30 protein-coding genes are annotated in these 26,460 nt (G+C 51.2%); 11 read left to right on the plus strand and 19 right to left on the minus strand.

Going from position 1 to position 26,460, the window contains the following annotated elements; all coding sequences use genetic code 11:
• The first annotated feature begins 41 nt into the window (after positions 1-41).
• The 6 genes from aroC (at position 42) to IPG80_RS08015 (ending at position 5,901) form a co-directional block, all read left to right on the plus strand.
• Entirely contained in the window at positions 42-1,256 is a 1,215-nt protein-coding gene (gene aroC, locus IPG80_RS07990) for a chorismate synthase (protein WP_345104905.1), read from the plus strand.
• 71 nt (positions 1,257-1,327) lie between these two features.
• Positions 1,328-2,827, plus strand: coding sequence for a 3-dehydroquinate synthase (gene aroB, locus IPG80_RS07995; protein ID WP_345104909.1), 1,500 nt, complete (start codon positions 1,328-1,330; stop codon positions 2,825-2,827).
• Positions 2,828-2,829: 2 nt separating this feature from the next.
• Positions 2,830-3,264, plus strand: coding sequence for a type II 3-dehydroquinate dehydratase (aroQ, locus tag IPG80_RS08000; RefSeq protein ID WP_345104911.1), 435 nt, complete (start codon positions 2,830-2,832; stop codon positions 3,262-3,264).
• Positions 3,265-3,281: 17 nt separating this feature from the next.
• Positions 3,282-4,058 carry an alpha/beta fold hydrolase gene (locus IPG80_RS08005; protein WP_345104913.1) on the plus strand — a complete coding sequence of 259 codons (777 nt, stop codon included), beginning with the start codon at positions 3,282-3,284 and terminating at the stop codon, positions 4,056-4,058.
• A 53-nt stretch (positions 4,059-4,111) separates the two neighbouring features.
• Positions 4,112-5,251: an MFS transporter gene (locus IPG80_RS08010; protein WP_345104917.1), complete on the plus strand. Its 1,140-nt coding sequence runs from the start codon at positions 4,112-4,114 to the stop codon at positions 5,249-5,251.
• A 14-nt stretch (positions 5,252-5,265) separates the two neighbouring features.
• A complete protein-coding gene (locus IPG80_RS08015; RefSeq protein WP_345104920.1) occupies positions 5,266-5,901 on the plus strand; it encodes an MBL fold metallo-hydrolase in 636 nt (211 codons plus the stop codon).
• Positions 5,902-5,909: 8 nt separating this feature from the next.
• Here IPG80_RS08015 and IPG80_RS08020 read toward each other — a convergent pair whose 3' ends face one another.
• The 3 genes from IPG80_RS08020 to IPG80_RS08030 are packed head-to-tail and all read right to left on the minus strand — an operon-like array spanning position 5,910 to position 8,347.
• Entirely contained in the window at positions 5,910-6,233 is a 324-nt protein-coding gene (locus IPG80_RS08020) for a cupin domain-containing protein (protein ID WP_345104923.1), read from the minus strand.
• Positions 6,234-6,288: 55 nt separating this feature from the next.
• On the minus strand, positions 6,289-7,503 hold the full coding sequence (locus tag IPG80_RS08025; protein WP_345104926.1) for an MFS transporter: 1,215 nt from the start codon (positions 7,501-7,503) through the stop codon (positions 6,289-6,291).
• A gap of 1 nt (position 7,504) precedes the next feature.
• Complete coding sequence (locus IPG80_RS08030) at positions 7,505-8,347, minus strand: RsiV family protein (protein ID WP_345104929.1); 843 nt, start codon at positions 8,345-8,347, stop codon at positions 7,505-7,507.
• Positions 8,348-8,459: 112 nt separating this feature from the next.
• Between IPG80_RS08030 and rlmB the strand changes: the two genes are divergently transcribed.
• Positions 8,460-9,185, plus strand: coding sequence for a 23S rRNA (guanosine(2251)-2'-O)-methyltransferase RlmB (gene rlmB, locus IPG80_RS08035; protein ID WP_345104932.1), 726 nt, complete (start codon positions 8,460-8,462; stop codon positions 9,183-9,185).
• Positions 9,186-9,234: 49 nt separating this feature from the next.
• Complete coding sequence (locus IPG80_RS08040) at positions 9,235-10,560, plus strand: family 1 glycosylhydrolase (protein ID WP_345104935.1); 1,326 nt, start codon at positions 9,235-9,237, stop codon at positions 10,558-10,560.
• A gap of 108 nt (positions 10,561-10,668) precedes the next feature.
• Here IPG80_RS08040 and IPG80_RS08045 read toward each other — a convergent pair whose 3' ends face one another.
• The 8 genes from IPG80_RS08045 to IPG80_RS08080 form a co-directional block, all read right to left on the minus strand.
• Positions 10,669-11,571 carry a GNAT family N-acetyltransferase gene (locus IPG80_RS08045; protein ID WP_345104937.1) on the minus strand — a complete coding sequence of 301 codons (903 nt, stop codon included), beginning with the start codon at positions 11,569-11,571 and terminating at the stop codon, positions 10,669-10,671.
• A 16-nt stretch (positions 11,572-11,587) separates the two neighbouring features.
• Entirely contained in the window at positions 11,588-12,349 is a 762-nt protein-coding gene (locus tag IPG80_RS08050; RefSeq protein WP_345104939.1) for a DNA alkylation repair protein, read from the minus strand.
• Between the two features lie 83 nt (positions 12,350-12,432).
• Positions 12,433-12,828 carry a PIN domain nuclease gene (locus tag IPG80_RS08055; protein ID WP_345104941.1) on the minus strand — a complete coding sequence of 132 codons (396 nt, stop codon included), beginning with the start codon at positions 12,826-12,828 and terminating at the stop codon, positions 12,433-12,435.
• 2 nt (positions 12,829-12,830) lie between these two features.
• Positions 12,831-13,037 carry a type II toxin-antitoxin system VapB family antitoxin gene (locus IPG80_RS08060; RefSeq protein WP_345104944.1) on the minus strand — a complete coding sequence of 69 codons (207 nt, stop codon included), beginning with the start codon at positions 13,035-13,037 and terminating at the stop codon, positions 12,831-12,833.
• Between the two features lie 70 nt (positions 13,038-13,107).
• Positions 13,108-14,277, minus strand: coding sequence for an FAD-dependent oxidoreductase (locus tag IPG80_RS08065; RefSeq protein WP_345104947.1), 1,170 nt, complete (start codon positions 14,275-14,277; stop codon positions 13,108-13,110).
• Positions 14,278-14,327: 50 nt separating this feature from the next.
• Positions 14,328-14,756, minus strand: a complete 429-nt coding sequence (locus IPG80_RS08070) for a nitroreductase family deazaflavin-dependent oxidoreductase (RefSeq protein WP_345104949.1) — start codon at positions 14,754-14,756, stop codon at positions 14,328-14,330.
• Positions 14,757-14,760: 4 nt separating this feature from the next.
• Entirely contained in the window at positions 14,761-15,816 is a 1,056-nt protein-coding gene (locus IPG80_RS08075; RefSeq protein WP_345104953.1) for an alkaline phosphatase family protein, read from the minus strand.
• Positions 15,817-15,830: 14 nt separating this feature from the next.
• Positions 15,831-16,673 (minus strand): alkaline phosphatase family protein, encoded by an 843-nt coding sequence (locus IPG80_RS08080; RefSeq protein WP_345104956.1) that lies wholly within the window; start codon positions 16,671-16,673, stop codon positions 15,831-15,833.
• Here IPG80_RS08080 and IPG80_RS08085 point away from each other — a divergent pair.
• Entirely contained in the window at positions 16,651-16,953 is a 303-nt protein-coding gene (locus tag IPG80_RS08085) for a hypothetical protein (RefSeq protein WP_345104959.1), read from the plus strand. The genes IPG80_RS08080 and IPG80_RS08085 overlap by 23 nt on opposite strands.
• 26 nt (positions 16,954-16,979) lie before the next feature.
• Here IPG80_RS08085 and hutU read toward each other — a convergent pair whose 3' ends face one another.
• The 6 genes from hutU to radA all read right to left on the minus strand — a co-directional run bounded on the left by hutU (position 16,980) and on the right by radA (position 22,773).
• Positions 16,980-18,632, minus strand: a complete 1,653-nt coding sequence (hutU, locus tag IPG80_RS08090; RefSeq protein ID WP_345104961.1) for a urocanate hydratase — start codon at positions 18,630-18,632, stop codon at positions 16,980-16,982.
• 12 nt (positions 18,633-18,644) lie between these two features.
• Positions 18,645-19,505 carry a hypothetical protein gene (locus IPG80_RS08095; RefSeq protein WP_345104964.1) on the minus strand — a complete coding sequence of 287 codons (861 nt, stop codon included), beginning with the start codon at positions 19,503-19,505 and terminating at the stop codon, positions 18,645-18,647.
• Between the two features lie 72 nt (positions 19,506-19,577).
• On the minus strand, positions 19,578-19,991 hold the full coding sequence (locus IPG80_RS08100; protein ID WP_345104967.1) for an Rrf2 family transcriptional regulator: 414 nt from the start codon (positions 19,989-19,991) through the stop codon (positions 19,578-19,580).
• 166 nt (positions 19,992-20,157) lie between these two features.
• Positions 20,158-21,000, minus strand: coding sequence for a toast rack family protein (locus IPG80_RS08105; RefSeq protein ID WP_345104970.1), 843 nt, complete (start codon positions 20,998-21,000; stop codon positions 20,158-20,160).
• Between the two features lie 75 nt (positions 21,001-21,075).
• The gene (locus IPG80_RS08110) at positions 21,076-21,303 is read right to left on the minus strand and encodes a DUF2277 domain-containing protein (RefSeq protein WP_345104975.1); all 228 of its coding nucleotides are present in this window, start codon (positions 21,301-21,303) and stop codon (positions 21,076-21,078) included.
• Between the two features lie 69 nt (positions 21,304-21,372).
• Entirely contained in the window at positions 21,373-22,773 is a 1,401-nt protein-coding gene (radA, locus tag IPG80_RS08115; RefSeq protein ID WP_345104977.1) for a DNA repair protein RadA, read from the minus strand.
• A gap of 184 nt (positions 22,774-22,957) precedes the next feature.
• Between radA and IPG80_RS08120 the strand changes: the two genes are divergently transcribed.
• Both IPG80_RS08120 and IPG80_RS08125 read left to right on the plus strand, forming a co-directional pair.
• Positions 22,958-24,259, plus strand: a complete 1,302-nt coding sequence (locus IPG80_RS08120) for a hypothetical protein (protein WP_345104979.1) — start codon at positions 22,958-22,960, stop codon at positions 24,257-24,259.
• 22 nt (positions 24,260-24,281) lie between these two features.
• Positions 24,282-24,629, plus strand: a complete 348-nt coding sequence (locus tag IPG80_RS08125) for a DUF1304 domain-containing protein (RefSeq protein WP_345104982.1) — start codon at positions 24,282-24,284, stop codon at positions 24,627-24,629.
• A gap of 36 nt (positions 24,630-24,665) precedes the next feature.
• Here the strand turns inward: IPG80_RS08125 and IPG80_RS08130 are convergent, their stop codons facing one another.
• Entirely contained in the window at positions 24,666-25,700 is a 1,035-nt protein-coding gene (locus IPG80_RS08130) for a homoserine dehydrogenase (RefSeq protein ID WP_345104985.1), read from the minus strand.
• A 63-nt stretch (positions 25,701-25,763) separates the two neighbouring features.
• Entirely contained in the window at positions 25,764-26,459 is a 696-nt protein-coding gene (locus tag IPG80_RS08135) for an SCO1664 family protein (protein WP_345104988.1), read from the minus strand.
• Position 26,460 lies beyond the last annotated feature (1 nt).

Here is a 26,460-nt window from a genome sequence, read left to right on the forward strand (position 1 = left end):
TCGGACGACCATGACGGGTCGCCCCTACTTTTGGAGAACTAATGCTTAGATTCCTCACCGCAGGTGAATCCCACGGACCATCACTTACCACCATTCTTGATGGACTCCCCGCTGGGCTTTCCCTCTCACCAGACATTATCAACAAAGAACTTTCCCGCCGTCAGCAAGGTTACGGCTCAGGCGGACGAATGAAGATCGAAAAAGACACCGTGCAGATCCTTGGCGGTGTGATGGGTGGTGAGACCACGGGCGCGCCGATTGCCTTGCTTGTGCAAAACGATGACCATGTCAAATGGAAGGGCAAAGCGGTCGAGCAGATGACTGCTCCACGCCCCGGGCACGCAGACTTAACCGGCGCGGTCAAATACGGATTCAAAGATTTACGCCCCGCCCTCGAACGCGCCTCCGCTCGTGAGACGACCATGCGCGTCGCGGCGGGAGCTGTGTGCAAACATTTCCTCGCTCAGTTCGGGATCATTGTGGGCGGATATGTTGCCTCCATCGGTGAAGTCACCGCAGACTTCGGCGACATGTCCTACGAAGAACGCTTCACCCGCGCCGAAGAATCCGATGTTCGTTGCCCGGTTGATTCGTCCGCTGAAAAGATGCGCGCCGAGATCGAAAAGACCATCCACGGCAAGAACACGCTTGGGGGTGTGTTGGAAATCGTCGCATTGAATTTGCCGGTTGGACTTGGCAGCTTCGTGCAATGGGATCGCCGCCTTGAAGCCAAACTCGCCATGGCGATCATGTCTGTGCAAGCCATCAAAGGCGTGGAAGTGGGTGACGCCTTCGAAAATGCAAGACGAATTGGCACCGAAGCGCACGACCCGATACAAATGCAGAATGCAGAAGGCGGAATGCAAAGCGCCAGCAAACAATTGCCAATTACCAATTACCAATTACTTCGCTCTTCCAACCGTGCAGGCGGCACCGAAGGCGGAGTCTCCAACGGGCAGCCTATTGTTATACGCGCGGCGATGAAACCGATTGCCACCACTCTCGTCCCGCAACAAACCGTGGACCTCGCCTCTGGCGAGAATGCACCCACCAAATACGAGCGTTCAGATTTCTGTCCCGTCCCGCGTGCAGTACCGATTCTCGAGTCAATGGTTGCTTTTGTCCTTGCAGATGCGCTCCTCGAAAAACTTGGCGGCGACTCGCTCAATGAAATGAAGCCACGCTTTGAATCTTTGCGCAAAGCCACCCTCGAAGATTTACCGATGGATAACATCCCTCATATTTTTTGGGAATAAAAAGTAAACATGAAAACAAATAGACGAGTAAACGCACCCTATTTCTCATTCATCATTTTGCATTCTTCATTATGAAACACATCTTTCTTTACGGACCCTCTGGCTCAGGTAAATCAACCATTGGCAAACAACTTGCCAGTGACTTAAAACTCCCCTTTATTGATTCTGATCAAGTGATCGAGGTCAATGCGGGCATATCCATCCCTGAGATCGTTGAAGCGGAGGGGATGCCCAAGGTGCGTGACCTCGAAACCGAAGCCTTGAGACAGATCGTCAACGGTAGCGAAAGTGTCATTGCGCTTGGCGGCGGTGCTTTGCTGCGCGAGGAAAATCGCGCTCTGGTTGAAAAGAACGGAAAAGTGATCCTTCTAAAAGCGGAACTCTCCACACTGATGGACAGGCTTGATAAAGACCCAAATAAACGTCCGCTCCTTGCAGGCGATTTGAAGGCGAAACTTACAGCATACCTTGAAGGTCGTGCTGAGCATTACGCTTCATTCTCATTACAGATTACAGTTGATGAAAAAAGCGTTGACCAAATCTCCAGACAGGCACAAGTATTGGCTGGCAGGCATCACCTCTCCGCCATGGGTGAATATGATGTTGTTGTAGGCTCTGTGTTCAATGTTCCAAATTTGCAAAACCCCATCATTGTCACCGATGAGAATGTAGCAAAGCATCATCTCGAAAAAATTCAAACTCTATTCAACGCCAAATCGGTCATTGTGCCTGCGGGCGAAGAACATAAAAATCTCGAAACCGTTTCACGCTTGTGGAAAGCATTCCTCGAAAACGGGCTCGACCGTAAAAGCACCGTCATTGCACTCGGCGGCGGCGTGATCGGCGACATGACCGGCTTCGCCGCATCCACTTACATGCGCGGCATTGATTGGATCGGCATTCCGACCACTCTGCTTTCGATGGTGGATGCATCTGTGGGTGGGAAGACGGGCTTTGATCTGCCAGAAGGAAAAAACCTCATCGGCTCTTTCTACCCGCCGAAGTTGGTCATTGCAGACCCAAGCCTTTTGCTTACGCTGACAGAGCGTGAACTGCGCTCCGGCATGGCGGAAGTGGTCAAGCATGGCATCATCTCAGACCCAGACCTCTTTGCCATGTGTCAGCAGGGCATGGATTGGGTAAAGGCGAATCTGGAAGAAGTGGTTAAACGTGCAATGGCAGTCAAAATAAAAGTCATCGAAGAAGACCCATATGAAAAGGGAATTCGTGCGGCGTTGAATTTGGGACACACCGTTGGGCATGCGGTGGAACTTGTCAGCAAGTTTGAGTTGCGGCATGGCGAGGCAATCGCGATTGGCACAGCGGCTGAGGCGAGGTATGCGGCTCGGGTTGGGCTGGCAAGCCAAGGCACGGTCGAGGCGATCGAGTCCACATTTTCAAAGTTGGGACTGCCCATCCAAATCCCATCTGAAATGCCGCGCGAGAAAATCATCCAAGCCATGCGAGTGGATAAAAAGAAGAATGCGAAGGCGATCCGCTTTGCGTTGCCGGTTGAAATTGGTAAAGTTGAGTTAGTAAATGTTGATGATCTGGAATCTGTTTTGGAGTGATCATGAAAATATTAATCCTGCACGGACCGAACTTGAATCTGCTGGGTACACGCGAACCGGAAGTGTACGGCTCGATGACATTGGATGACATCAACCAGAAGATGATCGTCTTGGGCAAAGAGTTGGGTACCGAAGTGACTTGCTTGCAATCGAACCATGAAGGTGCGTTGATCGATGCTTTGCACGATGCGCGGACGTGGGCTTCGGGCGTGGTATTCAACCCTGGAGGATACACGCATACTTCGGTTGCCTTGCGTGATGCGATCTCAGCGATCATGATTCCGGTGATCGAAGTTCATCTTTCAAATGTGTATGCGCGTGAAGAATTCCGACATACATCGTTTGTATCTGCGGTCTGCAAAGGCAAAGTGACCGGCTTTGGGTGGAGATCTTACGATTTAGGTTTGCGCGGGCTCGTTGATATCATACCTACTTGAGTAGGTATAATCAAGGTGTGAACACTCAGATCATTCCTACAACTGAACCTTTTTTGTTGCCCGGCAATCGCACGGGCATTTTGCTTGTGCATGGCTTTACAGGCGCTCCCAAAGAGATGCGCTGGATGGGGGAATACCTACATCAACAGGGATATACCTGTCTGGGAATACGTCTTGCGGGGCACGGCACAACACCTGAAGATATGATCCGCTCACGTTGGATAGATTGGACGGCTTCCGTTGAAGATGGATACAATCTCTTGCGCGGTGCAACAGACCGTATCTTTCTCGCGGGGCTTTCCATGGGTGGTGTGTTGTCGTTGCTCATGTCCACTCGCTTGGATGTGGCGGGGGTGGTGGCAATGTCTACGCCGTATCAGTTACCACGCGACGAAAAAAATTATTCACCGGAATTCATCGAGTTCTATAGCCGTTTTGTAAAGTTCATGCCAAAATCAGCTGAAGTGCCGGGAGCTTCATGGTTCGACAAGGAAGCGTTCAAGAGCCATATTTCGTATCCACAAAACCCCATTCGTTCGATCGCGGAGATGAAGCGGCTTATCCTTGCCATGCGGGCGGCACTGCCCAATGTGACCAAGCCTGTGCTGTTGATCCATTCGAAGAACGATAAATATGTTCTGCCCGAAAACGTGGAACGGCTTTACGATGGGCTGGTGAATGCTTCAGACAAGACAAAGGCGTATGTGGTCGAGGCAGGTCACGTTGTGACAAGGGATGCGGCTCGTCATCAGGTTTTTGAAATGGCGCGGGATTTTATCCGTCATCATGAGTAAATCAGACCTGACAGGTTTCTAAAACCTGTCAGGTCTTAATAATAAGAGGACACTTGAATCGAAATCTATTTTTTATTGCGGCGGCACTTTTACTTTGGGGTGTGGGCGAAGGCATGTTCTTTAATTTTGTGCCGATCCATTTGGAAAGTGAATTTTTATTGAGTAAACAGCAAGTTGGCTTTGCTTTGGGCGCCTTCGGTTTTTTCATGGCGATCACTCACCTGCCGGGCGGACACCTGGCAGACCGTATTGGGCGCCGTCCGCTGCTCATCACCGCCTGGAGCTTGGGATTGGTTTCCACGTTGACGATGGGGCTTGCAAAAAGTCTGCCGATCTATTTGATCGGCTTGTTTCTATATGGTGTGACCGCTTTTGTCGCTTCGCCGCTGGGAAGTTATGTGACGGCTGCACGCGGCAAGTGGAAAGTAGGTACAGCACTCTCGCTTACCACCGCCACATTTAATATGGGCATGGCACTTGGTCCTGTGACCGGCGGCTGGATCGCGGAGAATTACGGTGTGCGCACCAGTTATCTGGCGGCGGCATGTGTCTTTGTGATCTCATTATTCTTTATTACATTTATTGAAAAGCAGCCCATTGATAAGCATGACCCCGAATCGCCGCCCACAGGTCTGTGGCAGAATACCCGTTTTATCAATTTCGTAATGATCTTTGCATTTGCGGTCTTTGCCTTGTACATTGCCCAGCCGCTCACACCGAATTTTTTGAAAGGCGTACGTTCTTTGTCGCTGACAGAGACGGGGTGGGTGTTTTCGGCGGGTGCCTTGGGGAATTCACTGTTGGCACTGGGAATCGGTCGCCTCAATCCACGCCGGGGCTTTTTACTCGCACAATTGCTTGTGACCTTTTTTGCCGCCTTGATGTGGCTTGGCATGGGATTGCCCGTTTTTATGCTGGCGTATTTCCTGTTGGGCGGTTTTCGTGCGGCACGCCCCATGGCAATGGCGCAGGCGCGTGAACTGGTCCACAGTTCGCAAATGGGGATCACCTACGGCACGATGGAAACCGTCAGCGCGATTATTTTTATCATTGTGCCGCCCATTGCCGGATTCATTTTCGAACGAGACCCGTTTATTATTTATCCGCTTGCGATCGGCTTGATCGTCATTTCTATTTTTGTCAGTTATTTCTTCATGCCGCGCCAAGCATCCACTGTAAATCAGCTATCGTAAATTGGAAGGTTCTTATGCTTGAAATCATTACGTTCACACTCGGTCCTGCTTCGACCAATGCTTATCTGGTTGCTGACCCGAATACCAAAGAAGCCGTGGTCATTGACCCATCCTGGGATGGTCACATCATTTTAGGCGAAGCCCAAAAGCGCGGATGGCGTATCGGTCACATGTGGTACACGCATGCACACTTCGATCATATCGGCGGTGCGGCAGCGATTGCAGATGCGCTCAACCCGCTTCCGCATGTGGCGCTTCACCCCGATGACCATGTCCTCTGGCGTGAGGGCGGCGGCGGTAAAAAATTTGGCTTGGATATAGACCCCGGTCCCGAACCGACCATTGACCTGGTCCACGGCATGAAGATGAAACTCGGCTCGAACGAATTCGAAGTCCGCTTTACGCCCGGTCACACCCGCGGACATTGCGTGTTGTATGTCGCGAAAGAAAATATCTGTTTTTGCGGTGACTTGATCTTCAACGAAAGCGTCGGTCGTACCGATCTGCCCGGTGGTGATTTTGCCACTCTCGAAAAAAGCATCCGCGAACAAATTTACACCATGCCCGATGAAACGATTTTGTTATCGGGGCATGGTCCGCAAACGACGGTTGGTCATGAGAAACAATTCAATCCATTTGTGAGTGTGTAATGCGTAATTTATGCGCGGATCATCGTCAGCAGCATCTTGAATTTTTGGATGGCTTTGAGGGCATGCGGCTCATTCGCGGGCATGATGATGGCATCACCTGTGTTCAATCGGAACGGTATGCCGGAAATGGTCACTTCCGCTTCACCTTCAATTATGTGAACAAGCGCATCAAAGGGGGCAGTATGTTCGCTCAAACCTTGATTAATATCGAAGGCGAAAAGGGTAACATTGCCCGCGTCCGCTTTGGTGATCTGGCGGCTGACGACGGAGCCTTCTTGATAATTAACCATTTCAGCGATGTGCAAGATCTGTGATGTAGGGGCAGTGGACATGAGGTTTCTCCAATTAGGTGACTGTCACTTTCAAAGTGACAGTCACCTTGTTGTTTTATTTTTCTTCCGGCGGTTTGACCTGGCTAAACTCGCGCCAGAGCAAAAGGTCGTAGACGATCTTTAACCCACCGCAAATAAAGAATGGTGCGCTAAATAGGGCGGGAATGCTGAACATAATTCCTGTAAGGGCTGGGGATAGCGACGCGCCCACCGAACGCGCGATGGCGGTCACACCTGCAGCGGCGGAGCGTTCGTCTGGCGCCACAACAGCCATCGTGTAGGATTGACGCGTGGGCACATCCATTTGAGAGATACTGAAGCGCAGAAGCAGAATTCCGATGGCGAGAGGCAGGGAAGGCATCAGCGGGACGAGGATCAAAAGGATGTTGGATGGGATGTGCGTGAAGACCATCGTGTTGATCAGCCCGAACTTCTCTGCGACCTTGACGGCGAGCAGGGATGAGATGCCCGCGAGAATGTTTGCACCGAAGAAGATGCTGCCGAGGATGCCGCTGTCCACACCGAATTTGACGTGGAACCAATAGGCGATCATGCTTTGCACGATAAGCCCGCCTGCAAAAGCATCCAGCGCGAAGAAGGCACTGAGCTTGAATACGACATTGCGCGATTGGTGCAAGCCGAGAATTTTTTTTGTTTCTCTCGCCTGGCTGTGGACTTCAATGGCGGGGGAAAGTTGTAAAAATATAATCGCAATGAGCAAGCCGCCGATCGCGTACCCAGTCAGGATGTAACGATACGCGTCCACTGCAGACCAGCCAGCGGATTGCAGCCATTGAGCCAGCCAGCCGCCAGTCAATGCGCCGAGGGCAGTGGAGAAGGATCCGGCAAGGTTATACCAGGCGAAGACCTTCGTACGAAGTTTATCGGGCAGGAGCTGGCTTAACCCCGCCTGTTCCACTGAAAGGAAGGGACCGATCTCGTTGCCGCTTGGGCTGATAACCCCAATGATGGCGGCGATCATCAGGACAACGATATTGTTCGTCATCAAAAATATGATGCCCGCGCCGAGCATCAGCAAGGCACCGATGATAAGCGTTTTCTTGCGACCAAAACCATCGGCATGCGTGGTGAGCCAGAGAGAGATGCCTGCGTCACCAGCGAGGGTGAAAGTGAAGAGCAAGCCTGCTTGCTGCTCCGTCAACCCCACTTCAGAGAGATACAGTACAAGGACTACGGATAAAAATCCGTAGCAGAACATGCGAATGATGCGTGTGGTGAAGAGCAGGGGGGTATCCAGTGTGATAGGCATATTATTGCCCGGAAAAAAGAAGGCTGCGATCTGGATTAATAATACTTTGCAGAGCAGAAGCGGGGATCACCACCACCTGCGGACCGGCAGCGTATGGCGCAACTTGATATTCATCGAACGTAATGACCAGTCCTTCTTTAGAGATATTCCAGCGGGTATAGTTTTCAGGCAGCGGGTCGGCACCCACTGCAAACCCGTCGAAGCCGATGTTGCGGGCGCTGAGTTCAGCTTTGCAGAAATCCGAAATGACTTGCAGGTAGTTTGAATCAGGACTGAAAAGTTCAGCCAGAGGGATTTCCCTGCCCTGATCGAGGTTGTAGTTAATGGTGACACTGTAATGGCTTGGATGTGCCGAGCCGTCGAAATACAGGGAAATATCGTACTTGATACCCCAGTAATCCTGTTTTTGTCCAACCAGGGTGTATTGCAGGTCGAACGAACTTCCTGCGTTGATGGGGTCCAGCGGGGCAATGGTCAGAATGCTGTCACGAAATATGCTGATCTCTTTTTCTGCGATCTGTCTGAGCAAGGCGTTGAAGTTCGTTACACGAATATCATCTGATCCTTGCAGGTAGGGAATTTGTGCGGTGAAGGTATATGGAGGGGCATCGCCTTTTTCGCTGAACGGCTCGGCATTCAGGGATAGTGTTTCGCTCGATTGCGGGGAGGGCGCCGCTGCGGTGAAAGTGGGAATGGGCGTGAACGTAACTGCTGCTTGCGGCTGAGAAACAACCTCCGTGACCCCGGCAGAGGCGGGCACTTGAGTTGTGGGCGGGGTCATCAAACTGCAAGCAAAGGTGGTCAACAAAAGAAGGATCCAAACGAAATAGTTTTTATTTTTCACAGTGACTCCTTAGTAGAGTAGGATTCTATCCCGAAAGCGAAGTTCTGACCTGCTTTGTGTGTTGGCTGTGCATTCTTGATGGAGAGAGTTATCAAGTAAAATACAACCGCTTATGAAAGAATACATTTACTCACGCAACGCCGTCCATGAAGCCCTGCGTGCCAAACGCAGGCAGATCTTTTCCATTGAAATTGCCGAAGGGGCGCAAGAGAAGGGCACCCTGGCAGAGATCGTCAAGCTTGCCGGGCAGCAAAAGGTCAAGGTCAACCGTGTGCCGCGCGGTAAGCTCGATAAGGTGCACCAGAATCATCAGGGAGTGATCGCTGAAGTCAGCAGCTACCCGTATTCGGACTTGGTCGATATTCTGGATGGCATCAAGGATGAACCGCCGTTCATCCTCATCCTCGATTCGCTGCAAGACCCGCAGAACTTTGGCACGCTCATCCGTACGGCGGAAGCCGTGGGCGTGCATGGCATCATCATTCCGCTGGCACGCTCGGTGGAAGTGACTCCTTCGGCGGTGAATGCTTCTTCGGGGGCGAGCGAGCATATGCTCATTGCCAAGTCGAATCTTTCGCAGGCGATGGATGCGCTTCGAGATGCAGACGTCTGGCTGGTAGGCTTGGACCAAGCCGGGGCGGAGGTGGAGGCGAATTCCCGTCATCTCAAAGGTGCATTGGGATTGGTCGTTGGCTCAGAGGGGGAAGGTCTGCATGATCTCACGCGCAAGAAGTGTGACATCGTTTTGAAATTGCCGATGAAGGGCAGCATCGAATCATTGAATGCGGCTGTGGCGGGGTCGGTGGCGTTGTATTTGGCTTATCTGAATAGAAAATAATGTGTAGGGGCGACTCGCGAGTCGCCCCTACTATAATGTGGAGAACAACATGCCTCAAGGAACATATCATTTTCCAAAAGGATTTTTATGGGGGACGGCGACGGCCTCTCATCAGGTGGAAGGCGGCAACACGAACAACAACTGGCACGCGTGGGAAGAAGCCGGGCATACGGTGCATAAATCAGGTCTCGCTGCCGATTGGTGGAATGGACGCTGGCGCGAGGATTTCGACCGAGCCGCCGAAACGGGACAGAACGCGCATCGCTTGTCGATCGAATGGAGTCGTGTGCAGCCGACGCCGGATAAATGGGATGAGGAAGCCATCGAAAAATACCGCCTCATGCTACGCGGACTGCGGGAACGCAATATGACGGCTTTGGTGACGCTGCATCATTTCACTGAACCGTTATGGGTGACAGAACGCGGCGCATGGGAAACAGAAGCCATCGTGCCGTTGTTCGAGAAGTACGTCCGCAAGATGGTGGACGCGTTAAAGGAATACACCAATCTGTGGGTGACGATCAACGAGCCGAATGTGTATGCCTTGAGTGGTTATGCGGTGGGAGCTTTCCCGCCTGGTAAAAAGGATCTGAAATCTGCGATGCAGGTTCTCGCCAACATGCTGCGCGGACATGCCGCCGCTTATCGCGCCATTCATGAATTGCAACCCGAGTCTCGCGTGGGCTATGCTTTGCACTTCCGCCCGATGGTGCCGCGCACCGGCTGGAATCCGTTGGATCGACTCATGCGTAACATCCGCTATGAGGGAGTCAACATGGGCTTCCCAACCGGTATTTCAACGGGTGTGATGAAAACTCCGTTGGGCAATTTCAATATTCCCGAAGCCAAAGGCACGCAGGATTATCTCGGTTTGAATTACTACTCGGTGGATACGGTCTGGTTTGACCTTGCCAAAGCGGGTGAGATGTTCTCGAACAGCGGTTATCCCAAAAATGCCGATATGAGCGACACGAATTTCCTTGCGAACATTCCTGAGGGAATTTACGACTCGGTCAAGTGGATCGTGCGCACGTACCCGAACCTGCCCATCATCATCACCGAGAACGGCGTGGAAGATTATGACGATCATATGCGTCCGCGTTATCTGGCACAGCATTTGCATCAGGTCTGGCGCACGGTCAATTTCAACTGGCCCGTCAAGGGATATTTCCACTGGTCGCTGGTGGATAATTTTGAATGGGAGCGCGGCTGGACTCAGCGCTTCGGTCTGTGGGGCTTGGATGTGGATACACAAAAGAGAATCCGCCGCCCGTCTGTAGATTTTTACGCGGAGATCTGCAAAGAGAATGGGATTTCCAGCGAGATGGTGCAGAAGTATTGCCCCGAAGTGTTTGAGAAGTTGTTTCCTTCATAAGTTTTATTAATGTCACCGAGGGACCGGTGCGGATGCAGGGTGAGGTCTCTACCTGGGTCAGCTCTTCGGTCGCGAAGAGCACGCTCCCTCAGAGTGACATAGCGATATTCACAAAATATAGGGCGGACTGGTCAGCAGGTAATTCTCAAATTTCCCAAACGGTTTTTCAGACATGATCGAGCCGAGGAAGCCTTCGAGGCGGTATCCGCGTTTGAGCAGGTGACCGATGGCGCTGGAGTTGATAGTAGGTACTTCAAACCCAACGGCTGTTGCGCCTAGTTTGTAGGCTTCATTCTCAGTGTGTGCAAGAATGGCGGGGAAATCATCCTTCTCAAGCACTGCAAACGGACCATAATAATCACGCTTGATATAACCATAGCCAACCATCTGACCGCTGCGCTTATAAAAGTACAGGCTGCGGTCGTTGGATAAGAATTGGTGGTCCACGTCGCGGCGGAAGCCGAGGATCGAAAGGTCGATCCTGCCCAAGTCTTCGAGAGAGGCGGGCGAAGCGTCTGCCAAGTCGATGACAAGATCCGTTTCCACTTCCTGCGCTTCGGGCGTGCGCTCAAAATAAAATTCGGTCATGAAGGGATACACGCCTGACTTAAGATAACGAGCCTGAGCGCGGATGTCGGGCGTGGCAATGATGGTGCGATGCGGCACATCGTCTGGGAAGGCGCGTTGGATCAACTCCCTGCCCACGCCCGCGGACTGGCTGCCCGGCAAGACGAAGAACTCGGTCAACTCGCGATGATTGCCGCGCAAAATGCTGCGGGCATAACCAATGGCTTCGCCGTCTTTTTCTGCGATCCAAAAGTTATCACTGGTGTTGGCGAGATGATCCCAAAACGGTTTGCGGGTCTCCCACAACTTTTCGCGAGTCTCCGGGTCGTTGGCTCCGGTAATGGCTTGCACGCCGCTGCGCTTGCTAAAATCTTCGAGCGCGGCGCGGCAAATATTGAACGAGGTGAAGTTATCTTCAAGGGTGGCGCGACGATATGTGATCATATGCGGATTGTAGCATTTATTTAGTGGCTCTTCGCAACTCACGCAATCTTGCCAGTTCTTTGGCGTTCAATCGCTCAACGGCTCGCGAAAAGGCAGGCGCACTTAATCTACCTGCGTGCGTTTGCAAGTATTTGATAACCTCGCTTTGATACACCTGTCGCATCTCGCGCAAAACCCAGCCCACGGCAGTTTGCACATAATAGCGTTCGTCATCCAGACAGTTCGTCACCAACGGTAGGACCTTTTTCAACGGCATAAAGACAGCGTTCTTGCCGCTGTAATGGATGAGACTGACCAAAGACATGCGCCTCAACCACTCACCTTCGGCTTGATTCCACTCTACAAGCTGGGGATATACTTCTTTTTGGTTGCTCTCTAAAACGCGCGAATAGATGGCGCTTAGTCCGTCACTATGACACCAATTGTCGATGCGTGGAGCCCAGCCCTTGACGACAGGCCATAATTTTTTAGGGACTTGTTTTTTCACAATCGGGAGATAGTATTCAAGCGCGGCAAAAAGCACGTCACCGTATGGCGAGGTTTTCCAGAGCGCATCCCACACTTCTAATACTTGTTCTTCTGGTAATTTATAAAAAGAGAAACCTTGTTTTACCCTGCGCCTTAACGCAGGGAATTTAATACCAAGATGCTTGAGCTTCGAGCCACGGTCTTGTTGCACGGCTTTGCCAAAGGCAGGGTTGCCGATGGCGGTTAGTGCTTTGACGACTTCGCTATGATATTTTTTTGTTTGTGGGTGGTTTATTTTCAAGGTCGTCATAATCTTTTGTTGACGGGATTATAAGCCTTTACTTTGTAACAGAATCAAAACAGGACTACGTTTCATTCACAGTCCTGTTTTTGTTATGGATGGATTACTCGTAGACCTAGGTGTTTTTCGTACCCATCAAAGTCGTTATCATTATGCAATAGCTCATATTCGTTTTCGATGCAGAAGGTGGCAATTAAGCTATCGATTGTTTTTCGGACAGTAATACCTTTTTGCCTAAGAAAACGATAATTTCTTGCACTTTGTACGGCAAGAGCAGTATCTACCATGTTTGCCTGGGTGAATCTACCCAATGTGCGGCGTACTGTTTCGAAATCTGGATCATGGCGAAAGCCTTGTAATATTTCTGTGAGGATTAAGTCGCCAATCAAGATGGGGGTCGCATCCAATACGTTATGAAGAAAGTTGGTTTGTGGATTTTCCACACCGTTGAAATAATCCACCCAAACGCTTGTATCAACAACCAGCATGACTATTGAACCTTTACTCTTGATTGGCGTTGGTCACCCAAGTTGCCATCCCACGGCAATTTACCCCGCAAGGATCGGACTTCGCCCTGCTCATTCAATAGAATCAAAAGGCGCAAGGCTTCATGCACCACTTCCCGTTTGGTTTTGATGCCTGTCAATTTTTGGGCACGTTCTATCAATTTATCGTCAAGCACAATGTTCGTTCGCATGACAGATCCTTTCGTGTGTATAAAAACTGATAATTATGTGTATTATACATCAACTTCCAGACCTGATGGATCACTTCCAAATATGCCCATACCCGTATTCGCCTTCCAATAACTTTCCTTCGGCGAAGCGACTGAAACGAAACGGCGAGATGTCTACGGTCTTTGGTGTTCCGTCAAGAATTAATTCAACCATGCTCGCCCCAGCCGCCGGGGAGGTTTTAAAACCGGTGCCGCTTAACCCGCAGGCGAGGTAAAAGCCGCCCAAGTCGGTTCCGCTATAAATGGCACGTTGATCGGGAGTGATGCCGTCACGCCCAACATGCACGGAATGCAAGCCGCTCTCTTCGATCTTTGGCATGCGCTGCACCATCGCGTCGATGAGCTTCTCGAGGAAAGTCGGTGTGGGCGTTTGGTCTTCGGCATCGGGTGCTTCGCCGCGCAGGGATTCATCTTCGCCTGCTGCCAAAATCAATGCACTGCCCTCAGGGCGGAAGTAACAGTTGATGACGTCATCGATCACGGCTGGGAATTTTCCCAACGTGGGCGGACGATGCAGGAAAGCGACATCGTGAGTCCACGTGACGAGCGGGACATCAATACCCGCTAAACTGGCGACATGCTTCGCCCACGGTCCCGCCGCATTGATGACGATTGGGCTGGAGAATTCGCCTTTGGTCGTGCTCACGCCGGTCACGTTTCCGCCACTGACGTGGATGGCGGTCACTTCGCAGTTTTGAATCAGCGTGGCACCGTTTCGTTTTGCAGAATCAAGAAACGAGTTGGTAGTGAGCGTCGCATCCGCGTAGCCCGAGTCTGGTTCATAGGCGGCGTAATCAAAATGTTCGGTGAGCAGGTCGGGGAAGAGTCTGCGCACTTCATCTACTGAAATGACCGAGGTGTTGATGCCGATCTTTTGTTGGTTTGTCACATTGCCGCGCAGTTTGTCTTCGTGTTCGCGTTTGGCGATCTGTAAGAAACCAGTCTGTTGAAAACCACATTCGCCGCCTACACGGTCTTTCCATACGTTGAAATAATTTTTATAGCTAGTAAAGGTCAAATGTGATTCAGCCGCGAGATCGTAATGCATGCGGACGAGTCCGCTGGAGTGACCGGTGGCACCCGCCGCGCTGACGGTGCGTTCAAGGATGGCGGTCTTGAGTCCGCGTTCGGCGAGGTGAAAGGCGATGCTTGCGCCCATCACACCTGCACCAATGACAATGGCATCGTAGGTTTGAGTCATGGAAAGCTTCCTTTACGTGTGAATGGAAAGATTTTAGCAGAATGGAATAGTTATTGCCGTTCCAAAATCACCAGCGGAATGCGGCGGGACGTCCATGAACGGTATTGTTCGTAATCGGGAGTCTTTTTGGCAAGCGCCTGCCAGATGCTTTCGCGTTCATCTTCTCGCGCTTCGCGAGCATGGACAGTGAATTTTGAACTTCCGATCTGCACGCTTGCTTTTGGTTCTGCCTGTAGGTTGAACCACCAGGCAGGGTGATTATCTTTTCCTAAATTCGAAGCGATCACAACAAAATTATCGTTGTAGGGCAAATACATCAACGCTTTGGTGCGAAGCTGACCGGTCTTCTTCCCTTTGGTGGTCAGTAATAGAACGGGCAAGCCGCGAAGTATATTGCCAACCTTTCCGGAAGTCCATTGATAGACCTTGAGATGAAGCAACCAGAATATTTTTATGACAGGGTTGTGGCTTGAAGACATGAGGTTAAGGTGTTGTTCCAGCGCAGCCACGTTGCTGTAATGGATCCACTGGCAGCCCAAAGGCTTCGTAAACAGGCGCGCCATCCCAGTTGGGCTGGATGGGCAGACCAAGCGCAAAAGCGACAGTGGCGGCGGTGTCCATGATGTAGACGGGGGTTTGTAATACGCCAGGCACGACCTGCGGTCCACTGATGATCCAGGGGATGGTCATGGCTTCGGGGATGTTCGTGCCGTGCGGCGGGTCGGTCAATGCGCCGCCATGATCGGCGGTGATGATAATGAGCGTACCCTCGTAGAGTCCGCTGTCTTTCAGAACATTCAAAAAGGTGCCGAAAGACCGGTCATTTTTGCGATAGGCACTTAGCTGCTGTTTAGACATCCACCCGTATTCATGCCCGACCACGTCACCATCGGGAAAGTGGACAAGCATGAGCCCAAAGCCTTCGCGAATTTGCTCGACAACGATGTTGTCAAGCGTGGCGATGTCTTTTTCCTCATCGGTGTTATCCACGAATCCGAAGAAATCTGTGCTGCCCGATTCGGTGACATGCCGCAGCTTTTCCTTGCCGGTGATCAGTACGGTGCGCAAGCCGACTGCATGGGTCAGGTCAAAGATGTCGGTGCCGAGGGCGTAACCATTATCTGGGACGTATTCATTCCAGCGCACAATGTGTTTTGCTGGACAGGTGCCCGTCACCAGCGAGGTATGGGCGGGCAGGGTTGTGCTTGGCATGATGGTCTGTGCTGTGAGTGTGTAGGCTCCATTTTGCATGAGCGATAACACGTTGGTCATTTCTGCGGCTTGAATGGCATCCGGGCGTAACCCATCGAAGGTGACGATCAATACGCGGGAGATCGGCTGCGGCGGGGCGGAGATTTGGGTGGGCTCAGGGGTTTGCGGTGCGGGTGGTGGCGGAGTCGGCGTGAGCGTTGCGATGGGGATGGTTGGAACAACTGTCTCGGTCGGAGTGGAGGCGGGAAGGGATGTCCCGTTTAGTGGAGAAAAACAGGCGTGCAAAAAAATGGCAAGCAGGGTTGTGAGCCAGAGTCGTCGGTTCATATATGTTTTTTTGATCAAGTTTTGCAGGGATATTTTTCGTGGATCTTTAACTGCGGCTCACCGAAGATCTTGTACACGGGAATGCCGTCCCATTCTTCCTGAAAGGGCAATCCCAAGGCATATGCAGCGGTGGGTCCCGTATCGAAGGTGTAGAGTTGGAAGTCGATCACCTGTGGGATAACGCCGGGTCCGCTGACGATCCAGGTGATGCGATAATCTTCGATCAAAAGACCAATGTGGTTTGTGTCATGCCCGCCATGATCGGCAGTGACCATAATAAGCGTACTGTCGTACATTCCCTTGTCCTTCAGGGTTTTGATGATCTCGCCCAGAACTTCGTCTCCGGCGCGCAGGACTTTAAAGTATTCGCCGGACATCCAGCCATATTTGTGCCCGCGGTTATCGGGGGTTGCGAAATGGATGAACATCAGGTTGAAGTCCGCTTCGATCTGTGCGAGGGCAGCTTTTTGGATGGCAGGCTCACCGTAAGCGACTTCAAAGACATCGGTCGTTTCAGGTTCTGCCAGTTGGCGCAGTTTGTCCTTGCTGACGATCATGACGGTCTTTAGACCAGCCTCGTGCGCAAGCTGAAAGACATCTGGTCCTTTGGCATAGCCCATATACATAAAGAACTTGTTGTAGATCACACCGTGGTCTTCCATGCATACGCCGGTCAGCATCGAAGCATGACTGGGTGATGTGGCGGGATAGTCAATGGTGCGTGCCGTGAGCGGCGCATGTGCGCCGCCATCTCGAAGAGTCATCAAATTTGGCATGGGCGCTTCGTCGATCGCGTCGGGGCGCAACCCATCATAGCTGATGATGAGGACGCGCTTGATATCCGCTTTGGATGGCATGGGAGTGGCGCTGGCTGTGAATGTGGGTTCGGGTGTGAATGTTGGCGTGATCGTGGCAGTTGCGGTTGGGGTCAGAGTGACAGCCGAAGTGGCAGTGAAGATCGGTGTTTGCGTGGGGATGCCGGGGAGATTGGTTGGTGTTGGCGCAGGCGGCAGGGAATTGCCCCAAATATTGGGCAGAGTTGCGCAACCACTCAGAACGAATGCAAGTAGGAAAACAGTAAGACGTTTCAGGGGAATTTCTCCAACCAGATCTTATCACCACAATATATTGCCATAGTTCAAAGAGCCGGTAATTTCTTTTGACTATTTCAACATCGGCATTTTGATGCCGTGACGTTTGGCAGCATCGATGGCGATCTCATAGCCGGCATCTGCGTGTCGGACCACGCCCATGCCTGGGTCGGTCGTCAGGACTCTTTCCAGCCTGCGAGCCGCTTCCGGCGTTCCATCCGCAACGATGACCTGCCCCGCATGTTGGCTGTAGCCCATGCCCACGCCGCCGCCATGATGGAATGATACCCATGTCGCGCCGCCGACGGCGTTGATCATCGCGTTGAGGATCGCCCAATCAGAGATGGCGTCGGAGCCGTCTTTCATGGCTTCAGTTTCGCGGTTGGGAGATGCCACCGAGCCCGAGTCCAAATGGTCACGACCGATGACGATCGGTGCTTTGACCTTTCCGCTGGCAACGAGTTCGTTGAACATCAAGCCCGCTTTGGCACGTTCGCCGTAGCCCAGCCAGCAAATCCGCGAGGGCAATCCCTGGAAGGGAACTTTTTCGCGTGCCATCTTCAACCAGCGGTGCAGATGCGCATCTTCAGGGAAAAGTTCCATGATGGCTTTGTCGGTGGTGTAAATATCTTCCTTGTCGCCGGAAAGCGCCACCCACCGAAATGGACCTTTGCCCTCACAGAATAACGGGCGGATATAAGCAGGCACAAAGCCGGGGAATTCAAAGGCATCGCTCACGCCGTGGTTATAGGCTTGCTGACGCAGGTTGTTGCCGTAGTCGAAGACTTCCGAGCCGGCACGTTGAAAGGCGAGCATGGCTTGGACGTGCTTTGCCATCGAATCCATCGCCATCTTTTTATATTTCTCGGGGTTCTCCACCCGCAGTTGATTCGCGGCGGTCAGGCTGATGCCCGATGGGACATAGAACAGCGCCTCATGTGCCGACGTTTGGTCTGTGACGACATCGGGAATGATGCCGCGCTGTGAGAGTTCCGTGTACACATCCGCTGCGTTGCCGATCAGACCGATGGATTTCGGCGTGCCGCTCTTAACGTTCTCTTCCACGAGCGTCATGGCTTCTTCAAGGTTATCCACGACCATATCCACATAGCCGATCGCGCGGCGACGTTCGGCGCGTTCAGGGTCCACTTCTACAATAAGACCGACGCCTTCATTCATCGTGATGGAGAGAGGTTGGGCGCCGCCCATGCCGCCGAGTCCTGCCGTGAGGACGAACTTGCCTTTGAGCGAGCCCCAGCCTTTGAGCTTGGCTAATGCGCCGAAAGTTTCGTAGGTGCCTTGCAAAATGCCCTGTGTGCCAATGTAGATCCATGAACCGGCGGTCATCTGCCCGTACATCATGAGCCCTTTTTTATCGAGTTCATCGAACTTCTCCCAGGTTGCCCAATGCGGCACAATGTTGGAGTTGGCGATGAGGACCTTGGGCGCATCCTTGTGACTTTTGAAGATGACGACCGGCTTGCCCGATTGCACGAGCAGGGTTTCATCTTCTTCGAGGTTCTTCAACGAATCAAGGATCGCGTCGAAGGCTTCCCAATTACGGGCGGCTTTACCACGCCCGCCGTAGACGACCAGGTCTTCGGGCTTTTCTGCCACTTCGGGGTCAAGGTTGTTTTGGATCATACGATAGGCGGCTTCGCTCATCCAATTCTTGCAGGTCAGTTGGGTTCCATGCGGCGACCGAATAACGCGGGGTGTGGACATGATTCCTCTCTCCTATTCGAGTACTATAAATGATTCGATGATCTTATCAAAGGATGGTTCAACAGTCTTTTGCCACTTTTCGGTGGTCGAAAGAGTGATGGATAAGGTGCCAAGGGGCAGGTCGAGGTACACCAGTTTTTGAATGACGATGATCTGCTCACCTTCCTGTGAGAGGGCCGGTGTTCGGGCTGTGATCACACCGTAGGGGATTCCCGTTTCGGTGAGTTCCAGCTGGGTGGCAGTGATCTCCACGCCTTTTAATGAGGCGGGCAGGGTGGCTGCGATGCCCTTGATGTCGATATCGCTGGTGAGTGAAACTTCCATTTGCTGATCCCATACCAGGTTGATGTTGGTCACAAAGCCGTTGTCGATCTGTTTCTCGTCGATGTCCAACAGAAAGAGGCGGAAGACGTTCGGGTCCTGGTTTTGGATGGTGTTCAGGTTGCGTTGAATAGCGGGGTTTTCGGCTTCGGGCAGCAGACCGGCTTCGAGATATTCCGGCCCGTCGATGCGCAAGGCCAGCCATTCTGTAGGGATCGTGATCTGGTACTTTCCGCTCAGGTCAATGTAGGTGTTGGTGCCGTCTGTGTTTTCGTCCAGTATGTTTTGAACGGTGAGGGTAGGCGAAGCAGGGATCGGTGTAATGGTGGCAGTTGGTATGGGGGTGGATGTGGATGTGGGAACAGGAGTACTGGTGGGGACGGCTTGCTGTGTCAGCTGCAGGGCGGCGGAAACGGTTTCAGCGACCATGCGCTCAAGCCGTGTATCAGGCGTCGGCGGGACCGGCGAGGCGGGCAGCAGGCTTGGCACAACACATGCCAGGGCTGTCATCCCGAGGACGACCGAGATCAATAATCCGCGATTGTATTTCATGGTTCCATCCTTGCAGTGAAATTAAAAAGCCTCCCGGCAATTATAGCCGAGAGGCTTTGATTTCTTTGGTGGTTATGCGGAGGTTTGTCCTTTGGCGATCATATCTGCAAAGTTCGTACCTTTGAGCCGCCCCACCAACTGCTCCTGCGCTTCACACCAAACCGGGCGCAGCGGACAACTATCATCGAAAGAGCAGACGCCGGTATCGCCGACACATTCATTGAGCTGAATGGGTCCGTCGATGGCTTCGATAACTTCGAGAAGGGTGATCTCTTCCGGTTGGCGAGCCAATGTTACACCGCCGCGCGCGCCGCGTGATGTGTGTAATAACCCGGCGATCGAAAGTTGGGAAATGATCTTGGCAAGAAAAGATGGCGGAATTTTTTGCTCTTCAGCGATAACGCTGGTTGCTGTGCGAATATCACCGCTGCGAGCCAGGTGGAGTACTGCGCGAACGGCGTAATCGGCTTGTCGTGTTATTTGCATGATGACCTCACTTAATATAGGTAAAAATTACCCACAATCACGATTTTATTGTGAATGTGGGTACAAGACAAGTGATAGAGGTCACTGCTCAATTATGACCTTTCGCGCCGAATTTCAGTTCATTACGGAGTATATCTTGCATACTCCGTAATGTGTACGGTAGCTGTTACTGAGCGAGTGTAAGGTTCCCTGCGCCCATTTCGATGACGAAGGTGAGAGTTGGACCTTCACCTTCCTGCTGATAATCGTTCCCGCTTCTTTCCCAGCCGGAAACTGCATTCACATTCGACAGCCCGCCCTCCACCGTGACCACAGCATGGACTCCCTCTGGGACGATGATGATGAGGTTACTAAGACCGCTTTCGACCTTTACGGAAGCGTCACGCTGAAGCTCGCCGGAGAAATCGAGGGTGTAATCGCCTGCACCTGCAGAGAAATCGAGCAGGCTGAAGTTGGCGTTGCTTAGCCCGGTCAGTTTCACATCTGAGGCGCCGGAACTATATGTGAAGGTGCTCATCTCAACCGGGTTCGGTTCAGAGAATGAAACATTCGTATTCGAAGCACCATCTGAAATATCAAGCCGGGTGAGAGCCAGCCCGCCCAACTCGAAGATACCGTCATACGCGCCTGATTCGATGGACAGATTCATGGGCTGGTCGCCGAGTTTCAAATCCCATTCATTTTTGAGACCATCAAATGCGGGGATGCCGTTGAAATTCCCATCGCCAATGCGGATCTCAACATTGCCATCATTCACATTGATCTCCGGCTTGAATTGGTCGTAGTTGTAAGTTGCGGTACCTTCTGTGAGTGTGGCGGCGCCGGGGTTGAGCGTTAATTTACCTGCGCCGAATTTGAGTTTCAGGGTGATCTCGTCTGTGTCTGGGTAGTCCACCTGGATCTTTTCGGTCACATCCGGACCTGGCTGCGGCGGCTTGGGAACATTGATCCCACATGCCAGGGTGCTCAGCGCGAAGACCGCGATCAAGGCTGTAAGTTTGCGATACATAAGAAAAACCTCCTTAGGTTAATGCCTAAGAAGGTATACGGCTGAAGGTGGGATGTGGTTGCGTAGAAGAATTAGTTAACCTTCAACTTTCAACCTTTGACTTTCGACCGTCTTTAGATTTGATAGTATCTTCCGCGTGGACTCCGCCACTTCTTCTATTGCTTTATTGAACGCTTCTTCATTCGCTTTAGACGGCTTGCGATATCCGCTCACTTTTCTTACATATTGCAATGCGGCTTCGTAAATCTCCTGCTCAGTGACAGGGTGATCCATATTTCTAAGGGGTTTGATGCTTCGGCACACGATGACCTCTTTATTCCTTCTGGTAAGTTGGTTGAGTTGTATGTTTTAATGCCTAGCGAACACGCATGACTAACTTACTTCTTTCTTCAATGCCTTATCCAACGCCTGATCCAACGAACGGACTTCGATGATCTCGATGCCCTTCGGGTATTCTTCACCCTTGCGGATCGCCTTCGGGATGATGGCGGTCTTGAAACCGAGCTTCTGCGCTTCTTTCAAGCGTGCCACCATTTGCCCCGGCATGCGCAATTCGCCTGCCAGACCAATTTCACCGATCAAGACTGCCTCGGCGCGAATCGGCACATCCTTCCATGAAGAAGCGATGGCGGCGGCGACAGCTAAGTCTGCGGCGGGTTCGTCAATTTGAATGCCGCCGACCACGTTGACGAAGACATCCTGCTCGGCAAGTTTCAAGCCAACACGGCGAGTCAACACAGCCGTGATGAGCAACAGACGGTTGAAGTCCACACCGTTGGGTGTGCGGCGCGCATTGCCGAATTGAGTCGGTGACGTTAATCCTTGAATTTCTACGAGAATGGGACGTGTCCCTTCCATCGTCACCGCAATGGTCGAACCTGCGGCATTAATTAATCTCTCCGCCAAAAACGCTTCAGACGGATTGGTCACTTCGATCATGCCGCCTTCGCGCATTTCGAAGACACCCACTTCAGAGGTTGCACCGAAGCGATTCTTCACCGAACGCAGCAAACGATACGCCTGGAAGCGATCCCCTTCGAGATACAAGACCGTATCCACGATATGTTCCAACACACGCGGACCGGCAATCGCGCCTTCCTTGGTGACATGTCCGATCATAAAGACCGACACACCGGATGACTTCGCCAACTCACGCAACTGTGACGAACACTCGCGCACCTGCGAAACGGAACCCGCAGAAGAATCTAACCCGGTCAGGTACACAGTTTGAATGGAGTCGACGATCAACAGGTCTGGCTTGGTATCGCGGACGTGGTTCATGATCACTTCGAGATTCGTCTCGGTTACCAATAAAAGATTCTTCGGTAATTCCTTGCTTGCGTTGAAAAGACGCACGGCACGCATCTTGATCTGCCGTTCCGACTCTTCGCCGGAAACATACAGCACACGCTGCACCTTCGCCATCTCCATTGCCATTTGCAACATCAACGTGGATTTGCCGATACCCGGGTCACCACCCACGAGCACGATCGAGCCGGGGACAATGCCGCCACCCAACACGCGTGCGAATTCACCGATGGGCAGGTGGACACGATCTTCCGCATCACCACTGACCTCGGAGATGGGGCGCGGCTCCGAACGTCCGCTCAAGCCGCGAACGGCTCCCGACCCCTTCGAGACCGGTTCATCGTGGACGACTTCTTCGACCATGCTGCTGAAGGCGTTGCATTGCGGGCATTTGCCCATATACGATGCGGCGACACGTCCGCATTGCTGACATACAAATCGGGTATGAGTTTTTGTTTTTGCCATGATTTCACCTGTATTGTGTCATTCTGAGCGATAGCGAAGAATCTCTCCCATTGCTCGGAAACCTTGCTGATTTATGGTAGAGACCCTTCGCCTGTCGGCTCAGGGTGACAACAAAGGCAGTATAACAGAATTTTTGTTCTGTTTTCGGAGTCTGCTATACTCGGAAGTGTTGAAGGAGGTAAGCATGAAACAACTCAGCCGGATTTCAATTTTCTTTTTCCTACTCTTGGCAATTGGATGCAGCAGCCAAACAAACAACTCGACTTCATTGCCAGAAACAAAAACGATTGAAAACACCGAAACTCCAATGCCAACGTCTACACCTACAACGAGTCTCTCTCCAACCCCTGAACAAATTACAATTGAATTTCCTGAGTGGGTGAATAATCCAGAAACACAGATATTGTTAGTTCCGATTGGGACAAGAGAATCCGGTTATGAAAACATGGCGTTGTTCAATGCTGAATCTGGCGAGAGGTTTGATATTCCATTTACAAAAGAAGTGGGAGATTATTTCTGGATGCCTGATGGGTCAGGATTTGGTTTTTTGCCACAAGATAAGAATGACGTCATGTTTTTTTTACTTGGAGATAGATCTGTAATTAATATTTCCTTATCAGAAGAAATTCTTAGGTTTCATTATCACAACTCTGATGTCGACTCTATTCAAGTTACATCGTCAAATTTTACAGTCCCAAATTTCTTAATCATTCCTGATTGGTATCCTTTATCATCAAATGGAAAGTTCTTTGAATATCAAGAAGGGTATGACAATACCTACACCAGCATTTTTGATGTTTCAAACAATCAAATTCTCAATATCTCTGACCCTAACGATGGGTATTTTGATTTATTTTCAGGATTTTCTCCAAACTCAAAATTTATCGCCATTTCTCAAGCCGATGAAGAACCTGGTAATTATTACGCTTTTGAAAATTCACCTACAATAAGATTAATCGTTTACGATATTGAATCTCAACAAGTAGTTGCTTCATATAAAAATTTAACTTTTCAAAAATGGTCGCCTGATGGTACAAAGTTTTTATTTCAAGAATGGCGGGATTCGGATTTTTATTGGTTTGCTGAATCACCACCTTGTATATTTGATACTATTTCGGGAGAAACTGAATGCTATGAGGTTAATAGTCGCATCGTAAATCCATATTGGTCACCCAACCAAACAATGATAAGTTATATTTATTCGAGCGATGAAGCTAAAGGCTTTTGTACAATTAAATTGAATACAGAAGAAAAAAATTGTGTTATTGAAAAATTAGAGACTGAAGAACAAGTGCCTATTGATTACCTATGGTCGCCAAACAGCAACTTTATTGTTTTTGTATATGATACTTCATGTCCTTACTGTGACTATATTGACAGTCCGAAATTAGGTATTGCAAATGTTTTAACTGGAGAATATTTTTCAATTGGTGATAATGTTGATATTCATAGTCTAGGTCTATGGAGACCCTCACCAAATCCATAATCATATAAATAAGGAGAACCCCATGAAACTCGTATCAGACATTCTTATCGTGATCGTCGCCCTCTTGCACTTCTACTTCCTCTACCTCGAAATGTTCCAATGGGACAAGCCGCGTGGGATGAAGTCCTTTCGCATGACGGAGGAGCAAGCCAAGCAGTCGAAGACCCTGGCTGCCAATCAGGGTTTGTACAACGGCTTCCTCGCCGCTGGTCTACTGTGGGGATTAATCGCAGGTGACCCGGTGAAAATCTTTTTTCTGAGTTGTGTCATCATTGCTGGAATTTTCGGCTCGTTCACAGTGAGTAAAAGAATCTTTTATATTCAAGCGGTCCCCGCTATTTTGGCGTTGGTGATTTTGTTGGTGTTTTAAACCGTAGGGGCGGATCGCGATCCGCCCCTACATTATTTATTTCACGATATTCACGAAATCCGCGAATAGACCATATGCCGTTTCGACGGGTCCGCCGGTCATGCCGGGCTTTTCGGATAAGACGATCGAGTAATCAATGATGACATCGGTGCGGAAGGTGATGCCCGTGCTGGAGTTCATCATGCCGTACAGCGACGAAGACGAATCCACCAACTGCGGGGCAACGCCAACTTTAATGTCTCCGTTTACTTTTTCAGCAGAGCAAACCAATTTATAACGCTTGCCTTCCGCTTTGGCTTTGGCGATCATCTCAGAGGTGATGCCGCGAATGCCGGTGGGGTTCACTTGCTGCGGCGTCATGGGTGTGTCCCATAACACGGTTACCAGTGCGGCAACCTTGATGGCGGCATCCCAACCGTCCACGTCGTTGGTGGGGTCGGTTTCAGCCAAGCCGATCTTCTGCGCGTACTTGAGCGCTTCGTCATAGGTCTCGCCGCTTTCCATTCGGGAGAGGATGACATTGGTCGTGGCGTTGAAGATACCCTTGAAGGATTCCAACTCCGCGAGCGGGAACGCCTCACGCATGACCGAGAAAACGGGCGCGCCTCCCAGAACTGCGGATTCATGCCTGAAGGTTTTTCCCTTCGATGCCGCTAACGCGGTTAACTCACGATAGCCATGCACGACCGGACCTTTATTTGCAGTGCTGACGTGCATCCCCAATTCCAACGCCGTGCGGATATGATCCAGCGCGGGTTGACCGGTCTCTGTATTGACGGGGGAATTTTCAAACATGAAGTTGGCTTGGGAATGTTTAATAACATCCAGTGAGTTCTTTACTTCCAAAGAAGAAAGTGAAGCGATATCCTTTCCGCTTTCGACAAGTTCCAGCGCTTTTTGAATATCCAATCCATTCGGGTTGACGGCGTGTCCATGGCGACCTGTGGAGATACCGGTGAACGAAAAGGTAACATCATGTTTGGATTTCAAAATATCTTGTTTACGAACCAACAAGCGCGCCAATGCGCGGGCGACATTTCCAAAACCAATGAGGGCGAGGTTGTAGTGCATGGGGAGACTCCTAATAGTATTCCGTCATTTGCGAGAAGGGCAAGAACGCCCTCGCAATGACGTTTAGATCGGCGGATACGGATATGCCCGGCGTCCTTGGATCGGGCGGGGGAATACTTTGGCTGTGTATAACTCTTCAGCGCGCAGAAACAGGGCTTCGATCTCTCTTGAGTTGAGATACGGCTCAAAGAGGCTGGACCAGCTCCCGGCGGAGGCAAGCGGCGCGAGCAATTCATCCGGAATGGCTTGACCGGCAAAGTCCCATACTACGGTGCGGAGTTTTGGCTCTTCATGAAAGCAAATGCCATGATCGATGGCGAAGAGACGGTGAGTGTCGTCTTCAAAGAAAACGTGACTGCCTTTGCGGTCGGCGTTGTTGGCGAGAATGTCGAAGAGCACGACCGGGCGCAGCTTTTGTTTGTCTTCAACGCTAAAGTTGAAGTAATGATAGTCAACGTCGTATTCAATATATTGCTGCAACGAGCCGGGACCATGCGGACCGTCGTCACGATAAATGGTGACTGGCACGAGGTGAAAGCCCAGCGCTTCGCTGAGTTGATAGGCTGCACACTCACGCAGGGCAAGTGTATTGTCGGGGAAGTCCCACAGCGGCTGCTCGCCTTTGCTGGGTTTGTATACGGCTTTTACAGTTTCGCCTTCATGATGAACATCGACAAGAAAGGTGTAATTCGAACCAAGCATGAATTGACCACGAAGTTCGTAGTCGCCGTGAGTGAGAATAGTTTTAATTTGGGTCATG

This window comes from Candidatus Villigracilis vicinus (genome assembly GCF_016702885.1).
GTDB classification, from domain to species: domain Bacteria; phylum Chloroflexota; class Anaerolineae; order Anaerolineales; family Villigracilaceae; genus Villigracilis; species Villigracilis vicinus.

Bases quoted from the DNA above. Each gene is read 5' to 3' on its own strand.
- IPG80_RS08135 (WP_345104988.1), bottom strand. From the start codon at position 26,459: ATGACCCAAATTAAAACTATTCTCACTCACGGCGACTACGAACTTCGT.
- IPG80_RS08095 (WP_345104964.1), bottom strand. From the start codon at position 19,505: ATGAAATACAATCGCGGATTATTGATCTCGGTCGTCCTCGGGATGACA.
- IPG80_RS08105 (WP_345104970.1), bottom strand. From the start codon at position 21,000: ATGTATCGCAAACTTACAGCCTTGATCGCGGTCTTCGCGCTGAGCACC.
- aroC (WP_345104905.1), top strand. From the start codon at position 42: ATGCTTAGATTCCTCACCGCAGGTGAATCCCACGGACCATCACTTACC.
- IPG80_RS08125 (WP_345104982.1), top strand. From the start codon at position 24,282: ATGAAACTCGTATCAGACATTCTTATCGTGATCGTCGCCCTCTTGCAC.
- IPG80_RS08080 (WP_345104956.1), bottom strand. From the start codon at position 16,673: ATGCCATCCAAAGCGGATATCAAGCGCGTCCTCATCATCAGCTATGAT.
- rlmB (WP_345104932.1), top strand. From the start codon at position 8,460: ATGAAAGAATACATTTACTCACGCAACGCCGTCCATGAAGCCCTGCGT.
- IPG80_RS08015 (WP_345104920.1), top strand. From the start codon at position 5,266: ATGCTTGAAATCATTACGTTCACACTCGGTCCTGCTTCGACCAATGCT.
- IPG80_RS08065 (WP_345104947.1), bottom strand. From the start codon at position 14,277: ATGACTCAAACCTACGATGCCATTGTCATTGGTGCAGGTGTGATGGGC.
- IPG80_RS08045 (WP_345104937.1), bottom strand. From the start codon at position 11,571: ATGATCACATATCGTCGCGCCACCCTTGAAGATAACTTCACCTCGTTC.
- IPG80_RS08060 (WP_345104944.1), bottom strand. From the start codon at position 13,037: ATGCGAACGAACATTGTGCTTGACGATAAATTGATAGAACGTGCCCAA.
- IPG80_RS08100 (WP_345104967.1), bottom strand. From the start codon at position 19,991: ATGCAAATAACACGACAAGCCGATTACGCCGTTCGCGCAGTACTCCAC.
- aroB (WP_345104909.1), top strand. From the start codon at position 1,328: ATGAAACACATCTTTCTTTACGGACCCTCTGGCTCAGGTAAATCAACC.
- IPG80_RS08130 (WP_345104985.1), bottom strand. From the start codon at position 25,700: ATGCACTACAACCTCGCCCTCATTGGTTTTGGAAATGTCGCCCGCGCA.
- IPG80_RS08020 (WP_345104923.1), bottom strand. From the start codon at position 6,233: ATGTCCACTGCCCCTACATCACAGATCTTGCACATCGCTGAAATGGTT.
- radA (WP_345104977.1), bottom strand. From the start codon at position 22,773: ATGGCAAAAACAAAAACTCATACCCGATTTGTATGTCAGCAATGCGGA.
- hutU (WP_345104961.1), bottom strand. From the start codon at position 18,632: ATGTCCACACCCCGCGTTATTCGGTCGCCGCATGGAACCCAACTGACC.
- aroQ (WP_345104911.1), top strand. From the start codon at position 2,830: ATGAAAATATTAATCCTGCACGGACCGAACTTGAATCTGCTGGGTACA.
- IPG80_RS08025 (WP_345104926.1), bottom strand. From the start codon at position 7,503: ATGCCTATCACACTGGATACCCCCCTGCTCTTCACCACACGCATCATT.
- IPG80_RS08050 (WP_345104939.1), bottom strand. From the start codon at position 12,349: ATGACGACCTTGAAAATAAACCACCCACAAACAAAAAAATATCATAGC.
- IPG80_RS08055 (WP_345104941.1), bottom strand. From the start codon at position 12,828: ATGCTGGTTGTTGATACAAGCGTTTGGGTGGATTATTTCAACGGTGTG.
- IPG80_RS08075 (WP_345104953.1), bottom strand. From the start codon at position 15,816: ATGAACCGACGACTCTGGCTCACAACCCTGCTTGCCATTTTTTTGCAC.
- IPG80_RS08040 (WP_345104935.1), top strand. From the start codon at position 9,235: ATGCCTCAAGGAACATATCATTTTCCAAAAGGATTTTTATGGGGGACG.
- IPG80_RS08120 (WP_345104979.1), top strand. From the start codon at position 22,958: ATGAAACAACTCAGCCGGATTTCAATTTTCTTTTTCCTACTCTTGGCA.
- IPG80_RS08070 (WP_345104949.1), bottom strand. From the start codon at position 14,756: ATGTCTTCAAGCCACAACCCTGTCATAAAAATATTCTGGTTGCTTCAT.